This is a genomic window from Allomuricauda sp. XS_ASV26, assembly GCF_041224615.1.
GTDB classification, from domain to species: domain Bacteria; phylum Bacteroidota; class Bacteroidia; order Flavobacteriales; family Flavobacteriaceae; genus Flagellimonas; species Flagellimonas alginolytica.
Genome location: NZ_JBGFGK010000031.1, coordinates 658,410 through 678,274 on the forward strand (window position 1 = coordinate 658,410; position 19,865 = coordinate 678,274).

At 40.7% G+C, this 19,865-nt stretch carries 11 protein-coding genes and 1 tRNA gene; 11 read left to right on the forward strand and 1 reads right to left on the reverse strand.

All coding sequences use genetic code 11. The features are described from left to right. Positions 1-4: 4 nt before the first annotated feature. Positions 5-1,123 carry a PQQ-dependent sugar dehydrogenase gene (locus tag AB9K32_RS10505; RefSeq protein WP_369885137.1) on the reverse strand — a complete coding sequence of 373 codons (1,119 nt, stop codon included), beginning with the start codon at positions 1,121-1,123 and terminating at the stop codon, positions 5-7. A gap of 154 nt (positions 1,124-1,277) precedes the next feature. Here AB9K32_RS10505 and AB9K32_RS10510 point away from each other — a divergent pair, with 154 nt between their 5' ends. The 11 genes from AB9K32_RS10510 (at position 1,278) to AB9K32_RS10560 (ending at position 19,737) form a co-directional block, all read left to right on the forward strand. After that, complete coding sequence (locus AB9K32_RS10510; protein ID WP_369885138.1) at positions 1,278-9,584, forward strand: T9SS type B sorting domain-containing protein; 8,307 nt, start codon at positions 1,278-1,280, stop codon at positions 9,582-9,584. A 97-nt stretch (positions 9,585-9,681) separates the two neighbouring features. Further along, positions 9,682-9,755: transfer RNA gene (locus tag AB9K32_RS10515), tRNA-Pro, on the forward strand. 217 nt (positions 9,756-9,972) lie between these two features. Continuing rightward, on the forward strand, positions 9,973-11,208 hold the full coding sequence (locus AB9K32_RS10520) for a site-specific integrase (RefSeq protein ID WP_369885139.1): 1,236 nt from the start codon (positions 9,973-9,975) through the stop codon (positions 11,206-11,208). A 262-nt stretch (positions 11,209-11,470) separates the two neighbouring features. After that, a complete protein-coding gene (locus AB9K32_RS10525) occupies positions 11,471-12,055 on the forward strand; it encodes a BfmA/BtgA family mobilization protein (RefSeq protein WP_369885140.1) in 585 nt (194 codons plus the stop codon). Between the two features lie 5 nt (positions 12,056-12,060). Further along, entirely contained in the window at positions 12,061-13,083 is a 1,023-nt protein-coding gene (mobB, locus tag AB9K32_RS10530; protein ID WP_369885141.1) for a MobB family relaxase, read from the forward strand. 293 nt (positions 13,084-13,376) lie between these two features. Then, positions 13,377-13,922 carry a TetR/AcrR family transcriptional regulator gene (locus tag AB9K32_RS10535; RefSeq protein WP_369885142.1) on the forward strand — a complete coding sequence of 182 codons (546 nt, stop codon included), beginning with the start codon at positions 13,377-13,379 and terminating at the stop codon, positions 13,920-13,922. Between the two features lie 213 nt (positions 13,923-14,135). Then, positions 14,136-15,122, forward strand: coding sequence for an alpha/beta fold hydrolase (locus tag AB9K32_RS10540; RefSeq protein WP_369885143.1), 987 nt, complete (start codon positions 14,136-14,138; stop codon positions 15,120-15,122). Positions 15,123-15,332: 210 nt separating this feature from the next. Further along, positions 15,333-15,743 carry a nucleoside deaminase gene (locus AB9K32_RS10545; RefSeq protein WP_369885144.1) on the forward strand — a complete coding sequence of 137 codons (411 nt, stop codon included), beginning with the start codon at positions 15,333-15,335 and terminating at the stop codon, positions 15,741-15,743. A 66-nt stretch (positions 15,744-15,809) separates the two neighbouring features. Beyond that, the gene (locus AB9K32_RS10550) at positions 15,810-16,703 is read left to right on the forward strand and encodes a PhzF family phenazine biosynthesis protein (RefSeq protein ID WP_369885145.1); all 894 of its coding nucleotides are present in this window, start codon (positions 15,810-15,812) and stop codon (positions 16,701-16,703) included. A gap of 27 nt (positions 16,704-16,730) precedes the next feature. After that, positions 16,731-17,846, forward strand: a complete 1,116-nt coding sequence (locus tag AB9K32_RS10555) for a serine hydrolase domain-containing protein (protein WP_369885146.1) — start codon at positions 16,731-16,733, stop codon at positions 17,844-17,846. A 616-nt stretch (positions 17,847-18,462) separates the two neighbouring features. Next, the gene (locus tag AB9K32_RS10560; RefSeq protein ID WP_067036128.1) at positions 18,463-19,737 is read left to right on the forward strand and encodes a site-specific integrase; all 1,275 of its coding nucleotides are present in this window, start codon (positions 18,463-18,465) and stop codon (positions 19,735-19,737) included. Positions 19,738-19,865 lie beyond the last annotated feature (128 nt).

A 19,865-nucleotide genomic window follows, 5' to 3' on the forward strand; every position in this document is an offset into this window, starting at 1 on the left:
TCGATTACTTGGGCACCAAACGGAATATTCCCTTCCCTTCGATACCCACATAAATAAAACCATCCGGAGCTTGACGCACGTTTCGGACTCGCCCCATACCATCGAGTAATTTTTCTCGATAGGTGACCGTGTTGTTTTCGACTACCAATCGTTCCAAATATTGGAATGCCAAAGAGCCGACCAGCAGATTTCCTTGCCAATCAGGATATTTATCCGAAGTAACAATGGTAACACCGGACGGAGCAATGGATGGTGTCCACTGATGGATGGGTTGTTCCATGCCCGGTCTACTGGTTTCGTCGGTGATTGGTGTTCCACTATAATTTATTCCGTAAGTAATAACGGGCCATCCGTAGTTTTTGCCCTTTTGTACAATATTTAGTTCGTCACCACCTCTTGGGCCGTGTTCATGCTCCCATAGTTCTCCTGTTTCTGGATGCAATACTAGGCCTTGCGGGTTGCGGTGTCCATAACTGTAAATTGCTTTTTTTGCATTGGGTTCGTTTACAAAGGGGTTGTCGTTCGGAATCCGACCATCATCGTGTAGACGATAAATCTTGCCTCCATCTCTTGTAATGTCTTGGGGATTTACATCTCTGTTTCCCCTGTCACCAACAGAAAAGTATAGATAGCCATCGTTGTCGAACTCTATGCGTGACCCAAAGTGTTGCCCTTTGGTCGAATTGGGTGATGCTTTGTACAATACCTCTTGTTGAACCAATTTGTACCCGGACAGTTTTGCGCGCATAATGGCAGTGTTTCCACCTTTTCCTTCTCCCTCTTCCGAAGCGAATGAGAAATATATCCATCCATTTTGGGAATAATCGGGATGCAGTTCAATATCCATTAATCCGCCTTGGCCACGGTTATAAATTGAAGGGGTATTTTCAACTTCAATGGCTTCTCCGGATTTGCTAAGTATCAGTTTGCCAGACTTATCGGTAACCAAAAAGGTAGTGTTGGACAGAAAAACCATTCCCCAAGGGTTTTGTATGCCTCCTTGGACAAGTTCCGTAGTAAAATCAAGGGATTTGGGAGTTTTTATGTCTTTATCGGACGTTTGGGCGCAAGATGTACCTAGCAGTACAACGAAAAAATAGATGATCAGGATAATTTTTTGCATACTTTTACGTTAAAGTAACAGATTTTATAGATTAACGGCAATATTTTGATGCCGTGTGTGTTTAAGATAATCAGAATTATATAAGAAAAGAAAATTACTATCAAAGAATATTAAGACCCCAAATCTGAGTGTTCTTCTTAACAAGGCTTAACCTATGCTCCCACAAAAAACAAGGCATTTATTTTATGTCGTGTTGTTGGTGTTCATATCAATCTTCGGCTCAACAGTTTTGGCAAAGACCAATGTAACAAGGATACTGGTTAATTTGGTATCCAACACTACAGAGTCCAAAACAGAAAAGAAGGTTCCCAGCACTACGATCCAAAGAGCATCCTCCGAAGATATTGAATTATTCGCGACTGCTCCAATGTTTGCTACCATAATTAATGGAGCGAACGAGGAAGTGGTATGTCCGAACGATGGAAGCACTTTGGCAAAATTCTTCTTGTGTGGTACCAGTGATATCCGCACACTAACATTAAGTCAGTCCGGAAACTTGTACGAATGGCAACAGCTTGACCCCAATTCTTGTGCCCCTACAGTTGTAGATGATTGTCCAACAATAAATAACGCATGTACTTGGAATACAGTAGGTGTGGATCCAACATTTGATCTTTCCACTGCTGGCGAATTTAGGGTGCGTGTTGATTCCGGTCAATACTTTTACTTTAAATCCACACTAAACCCATTAAATCCACAATTGATCAAAGAAGATATCATCTGTGGCAATCCGGGCAGGGTAGAAGTGACCAATGTTCCAGCAGGTTATGAATATAGCTTGAACAGTGCTGCCGGACCTTTTCAAGACGATCCTTTTTTTGATATCACGGCTGCAGGCGATTACCGAGTATACGTTCGGTTAAAGAATGTTTCTGCTACGGCATGTGTTTTTCCTTCCAATCTTGTCACCGTTGATGATCTGGACATCAATGTAGATGTTACTGCAAACGATATTTTATGTAGTGGCGAGTTGGGCAGTATAGATGTCGCTGTTTCCGGAGTACCGGGTTTTTATACCTATCGATTGGTTAAAAATGGGGTTACTGTGGACACCTTCGGTCCTAACGGATCGGATACATACACTTTTGCAAATGTAAGCCCCGGAACATATAGTATTCGGGTGGAAACCAATAACTGTTCGGAAACCATTACAACCGATATTGATGGTGACCCCATAACAATCGGTGGAGGTATAAGTCCTTTGGCCGTTTCTGCAACCGCATCGGATAGTTTTGGTTGTGGAGCTGCTTCTGTAAATGTGAACGTAGTCACCAATGGAGGAACCGCACCTTACCGTTTTAGTGTGGATGGAGGGCCATTTGGTTCTACCTACACCTCTAGCTCCACCTTTTCCGTAACTACCGCAGGTACATATAATATATTGGTGGAGGATGCCAATGGATGCCAACGAACCGCAGCAGTGGATGTAGAGGATATACCACCGCCAATTTTTAGTTTTATAGAAGAAGATGCCAATTGTGGAGGAGCCAATGATGGAAGGATTACCATAAATGTGACCAGTGGTTTTGGATACGAAATACTGTATAGTGTAGATAACGGAGTTACTTTTCAGATAAGTAATGTATTCTCCAATTTAGCCCCGGGAAATTACGATGTTGTGCTCCGCTACGAGCAAGACTCGTTCTCCTGTACAACAACGCCACAAACGGCAACTATCGGTACACCGTCAACAATTACCGCTACAGCTACCCCGGACAGCGAACCGACCTGTTTGGACGAAAATGGAGGACAGATCACCATTTCGGGAGTAGGTGGAGGAACGGCTCCTTATGAGTATAGTGTTGGGGCCGGTTTTAGTACAAATCCGGTATTTCCCAATTTGGGAGTTGGAACTTATACACCAATGATTCGTGATGCCAATGGCTGTGTACAGGCGCTTTCCGATATCACCTTTAATGCTTTGAACAAGCCATCGGATATCGGTTTTAGTATTTCCAGTTTGGATTGTATCACCACAACCGCCACTTTGGACTTAACGGTTACAGGAGGTTCGGGAACCTATACTTATGAGATTATCGCCCCTGCAGCCAGTGCAGTAAACAATGGAGGCAGCAGCACGTTCCCAGGTTTGGGATTAGGGACCTATACTTTTAGGGTAACCGATGATGAAGGCTGTTCGTATGATGAAAATTATGCCATTACTGATATTAGTTCCATTGGAGTGCAAGGACAACAGACCAAAGTAGTTACCTGTGTTGGCGATTCTGATGGTGAGGGACGTTTTTTGGTGGATGGATTCAATACCACATATAGTTATAGTATTGACGGAGGTCCGGTAACCACGGGCCAGAACAGCAGTATTCTTCCTTTGACAGGATTAACGGCCGGTAGTTATGTAATTTTAGTGACCGATGAAGAAACCAATTGTACCGATACGGCAACTTTGGTCATCGAAGAACCAGCCACGGCATTTGCAATAGCTAGTCTCGATGTTACCGATATGAGCTGTCAAAACGGAAATATTGGAGCAGTTCGTGTCAATACCGTTGGCGGTTGGGGCGGTAATCGGTATACTTTGACTCAGCCCGATGGATCTACTCGTGGGCCCAAAAATGGCAGTACATTCTCTAATTTGTCCCAAGATGGAACCTATCAAGTAAGTGTAACGGATGCCAACGGATGTACTGTGACCGACAGTTTTACATTGACTCGACTGGCTGCACCGACTTTGACTCTTGACAATGTGGCATCGGACTATTGTTACGATAACTTTACAGCGGCAACGTTGGTGGTAAACGCTTCTGGTGGTTTGGCGCCCTATCAATATAGGATCAATGGAGGTCCCTTGGGAGCTAGCAATAGTTTTGCGGGACTAACCCCGGGAACCTATACCATTCAAGTAGTGGATGCCAACGATTGTAGAGACACCGTAACGGCAACTATAGAACCACAGGTAATGGCCAATGCAACCACTATCCAAGAATTGGATTGTGCAGGACCTCCCGGTCAGATTCAGGTTGATATAAGCAATGGATATACCTCTTCTGGAGATTATGATATATATGAAGTGAGCATCAATGGTGCTCCATATACTTCAGATAACAACAATATAGCAGGAAACTCTTTTGTGTACAATATTCCCAACGATGGTTCCATAATTTCGGATACCACCTTCCAGTTCTTGATTACAGATGCTAGAGGATGTACTACAGAGACCAATACTGTGACCATTTCCCCGCCAGAAACCATTGCTGGAACGGCAGTGGCCACGGATACTCAATGTGGGGATAATACCAGTGGATTGGTAGAATTGATTCCTGACACTACTCAGGGCGTTCCGCCATATGAGTTCAGTAACGATAATGGAGCAACCTTTAGCACACAAAATATATTTTCTGGTTACGGACCTGGTGTGCATGGTGGATTTATAATCAGGGATAGCAGAGGATGTGTGAGTCCGGCATATTCGGTAACCATAGCACCAAGTGATCCATTAGATGCAACAGCCACCCCAACAGACGCCGTTTGTGCGATAGGCTCTGTGAATGGGTCTATATCCACTACAATAAACAATGGTGTAGGACCATATGATTATATTTTAGTGGATGAATTTGGGGGAATGGTAGCGTCTTCTACAGGAACGGCAAGTACAACGGTAAACTTCCCGAATCTACCCATAGGAAACTATACCGTAATTACTACAGATTCTCAAGGGTGTGAGGACAGAGATCAGGTAGTTATTGATCAAAACCAGCTCAACCTTACACCTTTGGATGCAGCACCGCTATTGTGTTCCGATACTGTATTTCCATATAGGGTTCAGGCCTCGGGAGGAACAGGGCCTTATGAATTCAGATTAGTGGGAGACCCTATTTGGACCCCAGGAACAGGAGCAGGTAATGATATTTTCGATGTAACCGGACTTGTGGTGCCTGGAGTAACTTACTTCGTGGAAGTAAGGGATGCCTTGGGCTGTACCTATATACAAGAAATAGATCCAATTGGCCCTGTAAACCCCGTGGCCGTTGCGGCAACCTCTTTGTCTGCATCGTGTAATGTGGCGGGCAGTGGTTCTATTGATTATGAAGTTTCTGGAATTTCGGCACCAGGGGACTTTACGGTAACCCTGCAAAATACAGATACGGGAACAACGGTTTCTACCCAATCATTCAGCGGAGAAGCCATACCTTATACGGATACATTTACAAGTTTGGCACCCGGGAACTATCAGATTATAGTTACAGACGACACTAATGGTTGTAGTGGAAGTACTTTGGCTTTTATTGATATTAGTTCGGTATCCATTGCCATCGATAATTTTGTGGAGGCCACATGTAACGTCGGGGCCTTGGTCACCGTAAGAGGTTTTGGGAGTACAGGCCCATATACCTATGCTTACGTGCCCACAGGTGACCCTGCGCCAGTAACATTTACCTCCGAAACAACATTTGAAATACCGGGTCCGTACCCGAACGATTATGATTTTTATGTGCAGGATGCCAATGGGTGTACTGCCCTCACAACACTGTCCGTTACTCAAGAAGCAGGGGTGCCCAACCCAGTGATCGATGTAGTCAATCAATGTACAGCAACAAGTGGTTATCAAATTAATATGGTATCCCCACTTTCAACAGGTTCGGGATTGCCAGAAGAAACTTTTCAGTACGATATTGGTAGTGGATTCCAGACCGGAACAACATTTATAGTGCCCAATCCAGGAAGCTACGTCATCACGGTTAGGGATGGTAATGGATGTATAAATACGGTAACGGCAGATGTATTCGATTTCTTTGCGATCAGTGCCGATGCTACCTCATACCCGACCTGTAACGCAGGCGATGGTGAGATAACCGTGAATACCACTGGGGGAAGTGGCACTTTTGAATATCAATTGAGAGATGCTGCACTCAACAATATTGGTCCAGCGCAGAGCACCAATATTTTCACGAACGTGTTACCGGGAGATTACAATATTCTGGTAACGGATTTAAACTCCAACACTATGCCTTTGTGTTCCGATGAAGCCATAGTAAACGTTTCTTTGGTGGACACTCCAGTGATTACGGCGACACCAAGCAGCGATGTTACTTGTTTTGGGGCGGATGACGGGACGATAACTGTGGAACTTCAACCGGGAAGTGACACCGATACGCCTATCAGCTATATTTTGTATCAAGGATCAACATCAAATATTATTGCCGGGCCACAGGGTTCACCTGTGTTCGATAATCTTCAGCCCGATACCTATCAGGTAGAAGTGGTTTCGGATAGAGGCTGTTCTGATCGAACAGGCAACATCATTATAGATGAACCTACCGAATTATTGGTGAATGCTGTCAATACCGCATTTAGCTGTAACCCATCCAGTAATCAATTTAGTACGGCAACCATAACTATTTATACCGATGATAATGGAGATGGCACGGGCGCCCCAACAGGTTCGGGTTCCTATACGTATAGCATGAATGATGGTACGCCACAATTTGATGGCACCAATTTCCAGACCAGCAATACCTTTGAAGTTATTGATAATGGTACGGACCAAACCATTATTCTGACCGCCAGAGATCAAAATGGATGTGAAGAAACCGCCACGGTAACCATCAATACGCCAACAGACATTACCTTTAGTTACAATGTGAACCAAATTACTTGCGATGCTTCAGGAGCAGGTGTAAGTCCCGGTTCTATTGATATTATTGTGAACGAAGGTCCAGGAAATTATGAAGTGGAAATCTTGCCGTTAGGTTCGGAGCCCGCACGAAGTTCAGGCGGTGGCGATAGGGTAAGCTGGGATATTTCCACACCAGGTGATTATATTTTTGCAGTAACCGATGTAGGCAGCGGGGGATGTACATATTTGACCACTACGATCACTATGCCCGAATACAACAATATTGAGGCGGTAATCTCGGAAGTAGATCCTGTAACCTGTTTTAATGGTAGTGACGGTTCCATAAGTCTGGAAATCAATAATTATAGCGGAGTTTATAATTATGAGGTTTTCACACGAGACAATGCCGGAGTTGAAACATCCACAGGGGTCACGGGAACTTTTGATACCAATGCACCGATAAACAGCCCTGAAATTATTCAAAATGTACCTGCCGGAAACTTGGTGGTCAGGATCGAAGCCTTGAATACTCCATTTTGTGATGCGGTAAGTAATGTTACTACCGTTCGTTCCCCCGATAGAGCGCTATCGGTGAATGCGGTTCAGACATCACCAGTTACCTGTAATGTGCCCGGTTTTGGTGAAATAACTGCTACTGGTGATGGGGGATGGGGTACCTATGAATATCAATTGGTAGCATCGGATGGTACTATTTTGGTGGATTATCCGAACACCAACCCCGTTTTTGAAAACTTGTCTACGGATACCTATACCGTAAATGTGCGTGATTTGAGAGGCTGTGAATCTACAATCGATATTGACCTACCATTGCCCACACCTATAACAGCAGATATCCAAGTGGTAAGCCCATTGGCCTGTAACAACGATAACAATGCTGTGATCGAAGCATTGAACGAATCTGGAGGACAGGGAATTGGAAACTACTTATATCAATTGAATAGAATTACGGACGGTACCAATAGTGGTCTTCAAACCACACCGAGATTTGCCAATTTGTCTGCAGGAGAATATACCATAACCATTTTTGATGGGTGGAACTGTAGTTTTACAACCCTTCCCATTGATATTCAAGACCCCGAAATCGTAGTTGCCGAACTAGTGGAATTACAACCACCGGGATGCGGAAATTTAGGTAGAATGGAACTTACGGTGACCAATCCAGAACCAGGAGTGGATTATTTTTATAGAAGATCGGGAACCACTGACCCATTTGTGCCTTTCGGGGCTGGAATGACCAGCATAGAGATTGCCGCAGATATAACCTTGGATCCAGGGCCGTTCCAGTACGATGTTCAAAATTCCAATGGATGTCCATTTGAGAAATCCAACCAAATCTCGTTAGATCCAGCTGCACCTTTGGTAATCGATTTGGATTTGACCAACGCTACCATTAATTGTGCTGGAGAGGCAACGGGAATAATACGATCTGAAGCTTTTGGGGGTATCGGAAACTATGTATATACCTTGGTAAACTCCAATACGTTGCCTCCATCGGCTGCAACAATTGTTCGTCCTGCACAAAGCTCGGGTATTTTTAGAGAGTTGAATCCCGGTACGTATTATGTTTTTGCTCAAAGTGGAGGATGCGAGGCCATATCCGATCCAATTATCATTGAACCAAAAGACCCTTTGGTATTGGATTATTTGGAAGCTGTACCGGTAGTTTGTGCGGGAGATATGAATGGACAGATTATTATTGAGGCCAGTGGGGGAACCGGACAAATTAGATATTCCATTTCGGATACCTTAAGTGAATTTTTTGAAGGGGATGATCCAGTAAACCCAAATAGAAAAACCTTTACGGACTTGGCACCTCGCACGTACGACATCATCATTCAAGATGATTTGGGTTGCACCATAACAAGAACAGTAGAGATTACCCAGCCCATGGAGTTGGTGGCAGGAGTGGTCAATACCACGCCCGAAACCTGTATGGGCGATGCCAACGGAACCCTTACCCTTGAAGTGACCGGAGGTACCGCTCCTTATTTTACTAGTGTAAATTCTGCCGACGATGCGGATTTTGTTCAAAACGATAGTTTGTTCTTTGATAATCTTCAGGGAGGTGAAACCTATGTTATATTTGTTAGGGATGCCAATGGTTGTCAAACCAATGTTATTGCGGAAATAGGAATAGGGATAGATATTGTTGCAGAACCAATGGTTGAATATGGTTGTGAGGGAATATTTCCCAATAGCACTACGACCATTTCTATTGAGGACCAGTCCCAGTTGTCGGATTTATTGTTTTCTTTAGATGTGGACGATATAGCATTGGCTACCACTCAAAGAACGTTCGGGGATCTTCCTGCTGGAGAGCATACGGTATATATATACCATGCCAACGGATGTGTCACTTTTGTGGAATTTGAAATAGAAGCATATGAACCGCTCACATTGGAAGCCACAAAAACCGGTCCAGATGAAATTACGGCCATTGCCACCGGTGGCTTTGGTGGATATGAATATTTCTTCCAAGGAGAGTCCTACGGAGAGGTGAATACCTTTAATGTCACAGTTGACTCAAACATAACGATTATGGTGCGAGATCAAAATGGATGTGAAGCAACACTGATAATGCCGTTTGATTTTGAAGGAATGCCGGAGATGCCGAACTTCTTTACTCCAGATGGAGATAATTTGAACGACTATTGGTATCCGGAAAATCGTGAATACTTCCCATTTATCGATGTAATTATATATGATAGGTACGGTAGAGTAGTGGCCCGCTTAGATCAAGTTAAAAAATGGGATGGCACGTATGACGGTAAGCCTTTGCCTACTGGGGATTATTGGTATGTGGTTTATGCCAACGACAATGAAAAACAACAGTTCGTAGGACACTTTACGCTGTACCGGGAGTAAAAGGATCGGCAAAAACTGTAGACCTATATTTTAGAAAAAAGTTTTAAAGGTATCGGGTAGAAATATCATCAAAATTTCTATTTTTGCAATCCCTTTTCGGGATGTGGCGCAGTCTGGTAGCGTACACGCATGGGGTGCGTGTGGTCGCTGGTTCGAATCCAGTCATCCCGACGAACCACTAAACAGGTGGTATCAAAGCACTGTCAACTGACTGATTGACAGTGCTTTTTGTTTTAATTGCATTCAATTGAATTCATTTAAAACCATATAAAAGGTGTAGAGTTCGGTGAATGGTTCGGTACGTTCATTGTGCATAATTTAGATAGCGTTTGACGCTGTTCAAGGGTGTTTTGCAAACCTGTTTTGTCAAACCCAAAAGTTATGTATTATGCGCAATTCCAACACATTAAAAGTCCTTCTCTTCACACGGGACATTTCCAATAATCCCCAAAAGTTGACCATTTATGCCCGTATCACCGTCAATGGGAAAAGGGCGGAAATCAGTTTGAAACGTTATACCTCGGTGAATGAATGGGACGAAAACAAGGGAAGGCTCCATGGTCTAACCCACAAGGCCCGTTTATTGAACAGCTACCTTGATGAGGTGTATGCCGCAATCATGGACACCCACAAGGTATTGTTGCGGGAAGAAAAGCTAATCACGGCACAGGCAATCAAGGCCCGTTATCTAGGACAGGACGAGCAGCATAATACCCTGTTTGAACTTATCGAGTATCATAACAAAACACAAAAGAGTGTGCTCCGCCCCGGAACGATGAAGAACTATTATGGGACCAAAAAGTATCTTTTTCGCTTTTTGGAATCCAAATACAAACTCCCCGACATCCGATTGAAACAATTGAATTATAAGTTCATCACCGATTTTGAACACTATCTATTGAACGGCCCACAACTCCAAAAGGGAAAGAAATGTACAAATAATGGGGCCATGAAACACTTGGAGCGTTTGATGAAAATGGTCAAGCTTGGCGTTAAGTTGGAATGGTTGGACAAAGACCCCTTCATTAACTATAAGCTCAGATTTCATAAAACGGAACGCAGTTATCTAACGGAAAGGGAACTCAGGCTCATTGAAGAAACGAACTTTACTGGGGCAGGCTATGAAAAGGTCAAGGATGCATTCCTTTTCGCCTGTTATACTGGCCTATCCTATATCGATGTCCGGGAACTTGAAAAGAATCAACTGGTACTTGGTATTGATGGAAACCAATGGATTTATACCAAAAGGGAAAAAACATCGGAAAGTGTAAAACTGCCCTTATTGCCCAAAGCAAAAGAAATCATTGAAAAGTATTGGGACAGTCCAGAGGCCGATACTAAAATACTACCTGTACTCTCGAATCAAAAGACAAACAAATATCTAAAGGAAATTGCCAAGGCCTGTGGTATTTATAAAACCATATCCTTTCATTCGGCCAGGCACACTTTTGCAACCACAGTAACCCTTTCCAATGGAGTACCGATAGAAACAGTTTCCAAAATGCTCGGCCATACCAAACTGTCCACTACCCAAATCTATGCCAGGGTATTGGAACACAAGATAGGGGAGGACATGCAAAACCTTATAGAACATATGCAGATCAAAAAAGCAGCCGAAGGATGAAAAGGATGTATTTATTCGGTTCCGCTTGCGGGACGAAGGAATAGCAAGAGGGTGATGCGCAGATTGCGCCATCACGGTTGCTTTCGGGTCTTCAACAAGTTGAAAACCAGTTGATTAATAGAATATTGAAATACTGAGCAAAATCAGGGGCTACAGTAGAATTTTCCGAAATCTACAGTAAACCCTTTGGGAAGCCCTGTAAACACTGGAGATTTTTGACGTAAAAATTGACGCAATTTCACTAAAAAACAAAATTCGGCCTATGGAAAAGCAAAAAACAAATGACAGAACAAAGAAAGGGACAGGCGGTTATTCCAATATCACCGTAAAGAAAGAAACGGCTACACGCTTTCGCAGCTATTCCAAAAAATTCAACAAGTCCCATAGTGAAGTGTTGGATGAAATGATACAATTCTTCAAGGAGAACAGCCTTGATCCTTTTGGGGAGGGAACAAAGATCATCCTTGACAACATCAAAAAATTGGAGCGTCAGATGATGAAGAAATTCGATAGGCTCATCGCCATTATCAAGAACATGGAAAAGACCAGTATCCGGCCCACCTATGAAATGGTACTCATTCTTTACGAGGCCTATGTAAAGGATGGGAGGAAACCGAAACGGGAACCTGTCCAAATTCAGGAAGAGCGAAGGGATTTTTTGGAGCCTAGAAACACTGTTCCGAAAACAGAGCACGATAGAATACTCCGCGAATTGGAAAGCCATAAAAAGCGTTGCAATGAAATCCTCAACAGTGTGGAGAAGGTGGAGCCAATGATGGGAAAACCCTATTTAAAAATAAATATGGGCATCGGGGATTTTGAAAGCCTTAAACATCAATTAAGATAGCGCATATGTACCTTACCATCTCAGCGCAGAAAATGGGCAGTACCTATAACTCCAGTGTAGGGAGCTATGTGGACTATCTGGAAAAGGAAAACGAGGACAGGTTGCCCGAACAAAGGGAAGAATTCTTCGACCAAGAAAATGACAGCGTAAGCCCTCAAACGGTCATTGAGGAAATAGATGCCAATACGGCCAAACTAAGGCAGAAAGACCCGAAGTTCTATTCCATTGTGGTCAGTCCCAACCAAAGGGAACTTAAGGCCATTGGAAATGACCCAAACCTGCTAAGGGAATACACAAGGAAGCTCATGGAGGACTATGCCAAGAGTTTCCATCGCAACCAAGAGGTCAAGGTCGAGAACCTAAAATATTATGCCAAGATAGAACATGAACGCACCTATCGGGGATTTGATAGACAAGTGCAGGAGAATGCGCCCTACCGAGGGGAGATAGCAAGGCTCAGGAACGAGATTCGGAAAGTGGAACGAGGCGAATCCATCGGGAACGTCAAAGGGCTTGAAAAAAGGATTGCAGAGCAAACAAGATTGGCCCCACACAAACAGAACGGACAATTGGTGGCCGCAGGGATGAAAAAGGAAGGACCACAGACCCATATCCATATCATTGTCAGCAGAAGGGACGTGACGAACACCTATACGCTTTCACCAATGGCCAAGCACAAAGCATCCGAGGTTGAATTAAATGGAAAAACGGTCAAGAGAGGATTTGATAGGGACAGTTTTTACCAAGCTGCGGAAAAGACTTTTGATAAAACAACGGGATTTAAAAGGAACTATGTGGAATCCTATGTTGGGAGAAAGGCCCATGCTAAGGAACCGGGGAAGTTCTTTGCCAAGGTGATGGGACTGCCCACCAAGGAAAAGGACATGGCATTTAAACTTCTTAAGACAATGGGGGTCAAGGCTCCGAGTATACCGACCAATAAAGTACAAATGGCTGCCAAGATCATCAAGGCACTTGGAAGGGGTATCGATAAGGCTAGGGGCACAGGTGAGGATATGGGGTACTGAAATCTAAAAAGTAGGTTGCGCCCTATCGTGTTTTTGCTTCACGCTTATCCACCGGAACACTACAAAAACCCGATAGGATCCATGCGCAAAAGTTGGGGGTAAGAATTTGGGGGTGCTTCTTGTTATATTTTTAAACAGCTAGGTTGGGATATTGAGAATGTAGCCTTTTTATTTAATACAGGGGCAATTAATGTTAAAGTAAACAAAAAAATATAACCAAACGTTTGGTAAATTAAAAAATGTATTACATTTGCAATGAAATTTGTAAACGAAAGGTTATGCGGCCGAAGAAAATGGAAGATAAGGAATTGATAATTAACTTAATGTCTGTTCTTAGAAAGAAAGGATATGAGGGGTCAAGTCTCAATCAATTAGCAGATGCTGTCCAACTGAACAAAGCGAGTTTGTATCACAGGTTTCCAGGTGGTAAGAAAGAAATTGCGGATGCAGCACTGGAATTTACATATGAATGGGTGAGGGATCATATATACAAACTTCTTATCCAACGTTCCATAGCTCCAAAGGAGAGACTTAACTCGGTACTTAAAGCGATAGGCGAAGATCTTTACAAAAATGGAAGGGATATGTGTATTCTCAGGGCTTTATCCATGGATAATTCCCATGAAGGTCTGTTCGGAAATAAAATAAAGAGTAGTATGTCTACTTGGATTGATGCATTTACTGTTTTAGGAATGGATTTTGGCTTAAGCGAGAAGGAAGCGACTGAAAAAGCAGTGCAAGTTTTGGTACAAATTCAAGGAGGTTTGGTCGTATCCGAAGGTTTGGGTTCATTAGAACCATTCGAAAATGTAATACAATCATTGAAAAATATGTATTGAACACAAAAAAATTTAAACATAAATATAACCAAACGTTTGGTTATAGTGTTTTTAAAGTTTAACTAAAAATTGGAGATATAAGAAGAAAACACCGCATCACAAAAATGTCATCGTTTAGTAAAACGGTTTGAAGTATAACAGACTCACTTACTGTAAAGCAAATAGACAAGTGAAGATAAATAGAGAAATTTCAACAATAAAAAAATAATAAGAATGAAAACTACAATTTTAAAATCAGCAATAGGTGTAATGTCCATTGCAATCATTTCAATATCCCTTTATTCGTTTGCCAAAATTGAAAATGTTGGGGAGGGTGTGTCCATTTCCTCTGTAAAAAACAGAACCAGTTACAGAACCATAAAGATAGAGGGGGTGGATATTTTTTATCGAGAGGCAGGTAACACTGAAAATCCCACTATTCTTTTGTTGCATGGCTATCCGACCTCATCCCATATGTTTAGGAATCTGATATCGGAATTATCTGATGATTATCATGTTCTAGCACCGGATTACCCGGGTTATGGGAGAAGTGAACAACCGTCCATGGAGGAGTTTGAATATTCTTTTGACAATATGTCTAAGATAGTTGAAGACTTCCTCGCAGCTAAAAAGGTCGGAAAATACAGTATTTATCTTATGGACTATGGTGCTCCAATCGGTTTTCGAATTGCGGCCAAGCACCCTAAACGTGTAGAGTCACTGATTATCCAAAATGGAAATGCATATGATGAGGGACTTCGTGATTTCTGGATTCCGATAAAAAAATATTGGAATGAATATACTGAAGAGAATGGCAAGGCACTTGAAGGATTTCATTCACCAGATGGACTTAAATGGCAATATACGCATGGGGTTAAAGACACCACAAAGATTAGTCCCGATAATTGGCATATTGATCTTCAGCACTTGAAACGAGCTGGAAATAATAATATCCAATTGGCAATGTTCTATGACTATCGTACCAATGTACCGTTGTATCCAGTTTGGCAAAAATATTTTCGGGATTATCAACCTCCTACATTGATAGTTTGGGGCAAGAACGATTATATTTTTCCTGCCGAAGGTGCTTATCCTTACAAAAGAGACCTCAAAAATGTTGACTTCAATTTGTTGGATACCGGTCACTTTGCCTTGGAGGAAAAAGGTGATGAAATTGCACAACATATTTTAAGATTTCTTAAGAAAAACAATATCAAGTAAATATAGTTAGGCTATGGGAACACTCTCATATACAAGATAGTTCCTGTAGCCAATTTATCTGCTCCAAACTATAATGTCGTTCAATGTCAATGAATGGAACTCTTGGAAATAACGACCCATATCATATGATTTTAAGGTAATATCTTAAGCTTAGATAAAAAGGTATAGAATATTCTAAACATCCAGTATTTCGGTAAAAAAAACAATGCTATGCAAGATTTTACACAGTACATGGAAATTTGTGAGGCCCTTGCAGAAAGTGCCTTATCCAAAGGTAACAGTATGGTAGGTAGCCTTATCCTCTTAGATGGCAAGATTGTGGCAAAAGCTGAAGAAACTGCCACTTCAAAAAAGGATATTAGCTGCCATGCAGAAATGGAAGTTATAAGAAAGGCAAGGAAAATTATTGGAAAAAATATGTCTGGCGCAATTTTAATAAGTAATAAAGAACCTTGTGTAATGTGCAGTTATTCAATTCGATTTCATAGAATAGACACTGTGATTTACAAGGCGAAATCCAAGCATTTGGGTGGATGTAGTGGTCATTTTAATTTATTGACATCTAATCAAGTGCCAAAAGAATGGGGCCCACCAGTTTCTTGTATTCAAATAAAAAAATAAAAACTAAATCACCAATCAGATTATAATAAAGAATAGAGTTTCCTATAAAGAGTTAAAATAAATGATATGGTAGAAAATACAATCAAAGTTCAAATTATAAATGCCTTTGTTGACAATGAAACAGGAGGGAACTCCGCCGGATTGGTTTTAAATTCCGATAAGTTGACGGCTCAACAAAAACTGGATATCGCTAAAAAAGTTGGACTATCTGAAACTGCTTTCGTCTCAAAATCAAAAAGTGCTGATTTTAAATTGGATTTTTTCACACCTACCAAGCAGATTGCCCACTGTGGCCATGCGACAGTAGCAACTTTCTCTTATTTAAAACAGAATGAATATGTTATTGGCTCAATATCCTCAAAGGAGACAATTGATGGGAATAGAGAGATAAAATTTGATGGAGAATTGGCATTTATGCAACAAAAACCTCCAAAGTATCAAAGTATTAATGATGACGAAGATATAATTTTAAAGTCGTTGAAAATAAGTAAATTAGATTTACTTAAAAATGCTTCGATAGAAATTGTCAATACAGGTAATTCATTCTTAATAATCCCTGTCAACAATCTTCAGATCTTAAAAGATATAAAGCCAGATTTTGATTTAATAAATAAAATAAGTGGGAAACATGATCTAATTGGATACTATGTATTTACACCAAATTTAAAATTATCAAATAGAGATGCAAGCACAAGAATGTTTGCTCCTAGATATGGTATTAACGAGGAATCTGGCACTGGTATGGCCGCAGGACCTTTGGCTTGTTACATCTATGATAAATTAAAAATTCAAAAAAAAAGATATTTAATACAACAGGGCAAATTTATGTCATCTCCTTCTCCTAGCTTAATATATGTTGACTTAGAAATTTCAAATAAAGGAGAAATAGATAATTTAATGGCAGGTGGTAAGGGAATTGTCAAATCAGAAATTGAAATAGGGTTTGTACAAAACATTTAATTTAGATTTTATTCAAAGCATAAGAAAATGAAAAATCAATCATTAAAAAACAGAACAGTCGGACTTCTATTATTTTTTGGACTTCTATCGTTAATAGTTAGAGGTCAATTTATTAAGAAAATCGATAGCTTGGCTTTGGTACATCACAATAAAGGATTCAACGGAAATGTACTTTTCTCTTCAAATGATTCAATAGTTTTTACAGGTAACTATGGATACAGTGATTTTTCTAATAAAAAAGCACTTAATGATTCTACGATTTTTGAGCTAGCTTCTGTTTCTAAACAGTTTACAGCATTGGCAATAGTACAACTTAAGGAAAAGGGTTTGCTCGAATACAGTACTAAAGTGAGTGAAATAATTAATAATTTTCCTTACGATAACATTACAATTGAACATTTACTAAGGCACCAATCAGGTCTACCAGATTATCAAGATATATTTTACAATAAAAAATATTGGAAAAGAAACAAAATAGCATACAATCAGGATGTTATTGATGTTTTAGTAAAATTGAAATTAGATTTAGTTTTTAAACCAGGAAGCCAGTATGATTATAATAATACAGGTTATGTCATTTTAGCCTCAATAATAGAGAAATTAAGCGGGCAATCTTTTAAGTCTTATGTTCATAAAAATATTTTTGAACCTTCGGGAATGTCAACATCTAGTGTAAATGGTGTAAGTGAAATTCATCAGACGTATCTAAATATTGCAAAAGGATATACCTACAACAATCGGAAAGGTAAATACCAAAAAGTAGAAAATGATAAAAAGCATAAGCATATTCTTTGGATGAATGGTATTGTAGGTGATAGAGGAATTTACTCTTCAATTCTTGATCTCGAAAAATGGAAGAAAGCATTGAGGTATAACAAATTAATTACCGAAGAAGGAAAATATGAAATGCTAACTGTTGATGCTGTATCGTCAAAATATGGTTTTGGTTTTGCAATTTATGAAACAGAAAGTAAGGGTAGGTGGGTGTATCATAACGGTAGTTGGTCAGGTTACAAAACTTCGGCCATTTATTTGCCAGATAGCAATGAATATTTACTAATACTCAGTAATAATAGATATAAAGAGACTTACAACAAATTAGAAGAAGATTTATATAATATAATTTTAGAAAATACTAATTGAAATTAATACGAATACTATACCAGCCTGCAGCCATACCCCTTTTAAGACAACACTAAATTCATAAAATTTCCCTTCTGACAAAATGATGGCCTGATGAAAACTCAATGATTTCGTTAAACTCCAAACCCTTCTTCACGATAATTTCTCCCGACATTCCTGCATTGATGTACTGAAGTGCAAAAAGTAATTGAGTTTATATCAATAAGATACATTGAATCTCAAATCATTGCTTATCAAAAATTGCTTAAATTAGTGGTGTAAAACACCCATAAGTTTTGCAACTGAATGTACTGTTTTGATTACAGTTTAGAGTTCGGTTAATCAGTTTTGAAATACAGTATAAAGTGTTGACTATGAAATTGTTGTAAAAGTCGATTTCTTCCAGTCATCCCGACGAACCATGGTTTTATGACACTAAGTAAAACCTTAATTAATTGAAAACCAGAAAATTAATTTTTTCTGGTTTTTTTTATTTCCATCTGAAACCATCGATGAGGATGTCCTATAGAGTGTCCTATTTTTGTCGGGAAAAATTCCCTAAATTGTACTTCCGTAATTGATTTTTCGTGTGATTTGACTTTCGCTTAATCCAAAGTTTAACTTAAAGCGAGAACACATGAATACCTCTAACGCCTTCAGTATCAGTTTTTGGCTGAAAAAATCAGGAAGAAAAAAAGATGGACGTTTTCCAATTTATGTCCGAATCAGATGTAAAGGAAAAAATGCAGATCTCAGTGTCCATCGATCAACTTTTGAAGAACGATGGTGTCCTATTTTGGGAAAAATGGACCATAGGGCCAGTGAATCCGTTGTTGTCAACAAATATTTGGACGACGTCCGGGCAAAATTACTGGAATGCCATCGACAACTCTGTGCGGAGAGCAACTTTATAACGGCACAATCCATCAAGCTTAGATATCTGGGGAAGGACAAGGTGATGCTCACCCTATTGGACCTTTTGGAGTATAACCGAACCTATGAGTTGCCCAAACTGGCCAAAGGGACAGTCAAGAACTATTCTTCTACAGAGACCTACCTGAAACGTTTCATTGCCAAAAAATATCGGGTGCCCGATATTGGGTTGGCCTCCATTGACTATGCCTTTTTGATTGAATTTGAAAACTTCCTGCGGAACTGCGAACCCATCAAGTCGTTCCAAACATTGAACAACAATGGCATCATGAAACATATGCTACGGTTCAAGAAATTGGTGACCATGGCCTATAAATTTGATTGCATCCCCAAGAATCCCTTCAACCTCTATAAAGTGAAAATGGAGGATTATGACAGTGCTTTTCTGGAAGAGGAGGAAATCTTGGCACTGGGCCAATTGAAATTCGAGGAAAAGGGGATGGAACTGGTCCGCGATATTTTCCTTTTTGCATGCTATACTGGACTGAGCTACATTGAGATCAAACTTCTCAAACCCAACGGTATCGTATCCGGCATCGATGGGGAACTATGGATCGATGTAAAGCGCCAAAAGACCAAGACCGAAGTCAAGGTCCCCCTATTGACCAAAGCCAAGAAAATCTTGGAGAAGTATGCGGATTTTCCCAAAAATGAAGATATTGTTCTTCCTGTGTACTCAAATCAAAAGGTGAACCAATACCTAAAGATCATTGCACAAAGGGCAAATATTGATAAGCACCTAACGTTCCATGTGGCCAGACATACCTTTGCAACAACAATCACCCTTATGAACGACGTACCCATAGAGACCGTTTCCAAGCTCTTGGGGCATACCAAGCTTTCTACGACCCAAAAGTATGCAAGGGTGGTGGAAAAGAAAATCAGTAAGGACATGGCCCAATTGAAAAACATATTGGATGAGAGCAGCCATAAAATTCAAGATAACAGTGGGGTTCCCAATTTGAGAATTGTACGGTAGAGCTGTAGGGGTATTGTTATTTCTATTTAGAATACCTTTCAGGAAAGCAGTTTTTGCTGATGAGCGGGTTGTTTTATGCGCAATATCGAATGCAGTTCGACTTCAACAGATAAGACAGGACACTTAGT

What these genes read in the sequence shown, in the direction of transcription:
- AB9K32_RS10505 (WP_369885137.1), bottom strand. Translation starts at nt 1,123, where the DNA reads ATGCAAAAAATTATCCTGATCATCTATTTTTTCGTTGTACTGCTAGGT.
- AB9K32_RS10510 (WP_369885138.1), top strand. Translation starts at nt 1,278, where the DNA reads ATGCTCCCACAAAAAACAAGGCATTTATTTTATGTCGTGTTGTTGGTG.
- AB9K32_RS10520 (WP_369885139.1), top strand. Translation starts at nt 9,973, where the DNA reads ATGCGCAATTCCAACACATTAAAAGTCCTTCTCTTCACACGGGACATT.
- AB9K32_RS10525 (WP_369885140.1), top strand. Translation starts at nt 11,471, where the DNA reads ATGGAAAAGCAAAAAACAAATGACAGAACAAAGAAAGGGACAGGCGGT.
- mobB (WP_369885141.1), top strand. Translation starts at nt 12,061, where the DNA reads ATGTACCTTACCATCTCAGCGCAGAAAATGGGCAGTACCTATAACTCC.
- AB9K32_RS10535 (WP_369885142.1), top strand. Translation starts at nt 13,377, where the DNA reads ATGGAAGATAAGGAATTGATAATTAACTTAATGTCTGTTCTTAGAAAG.
- AB9K32_RS10540 (WP_369885143.1), top strand. Translation starts at nt 14,136, where the DNA reads ATGAAAACTACAATTTTAAAATCAGCAATAGGTGTAATGTCCATTGCA.
- AB9K32_RS10545 (WP_369885144.1), top strand. Translation starts at nt 15,333, where the DNA reads ATGCAAGATTTTACACAGTACATGGAAATTTGTGAGGCCCTTGCAGAA.
- AB9K32_RS10550 (WP_369885145.1), top strand. Translation starts at nt 15,810, where the DNA reads ATGGTAGAAAATACAATCAAAGTTCAAATTATAAATGCCTTTGTTGAC.
- AB9K32_RS10555 (WP_369885146.1), top strand. Translation starts at nt 16,731, where the DNA reads ATGAAAAATCAATCATTAAAAAACAGAACAGTCGGACTTCTATTATTT.
- AB9K32_RS10560 (WP_067036128.1), top strand. Translation starts at nt 18,463, where the DNA reads ATGAATACCTCTAACGCCTTCAGTATCAGTTTTTGGCTGAAAAAATCA.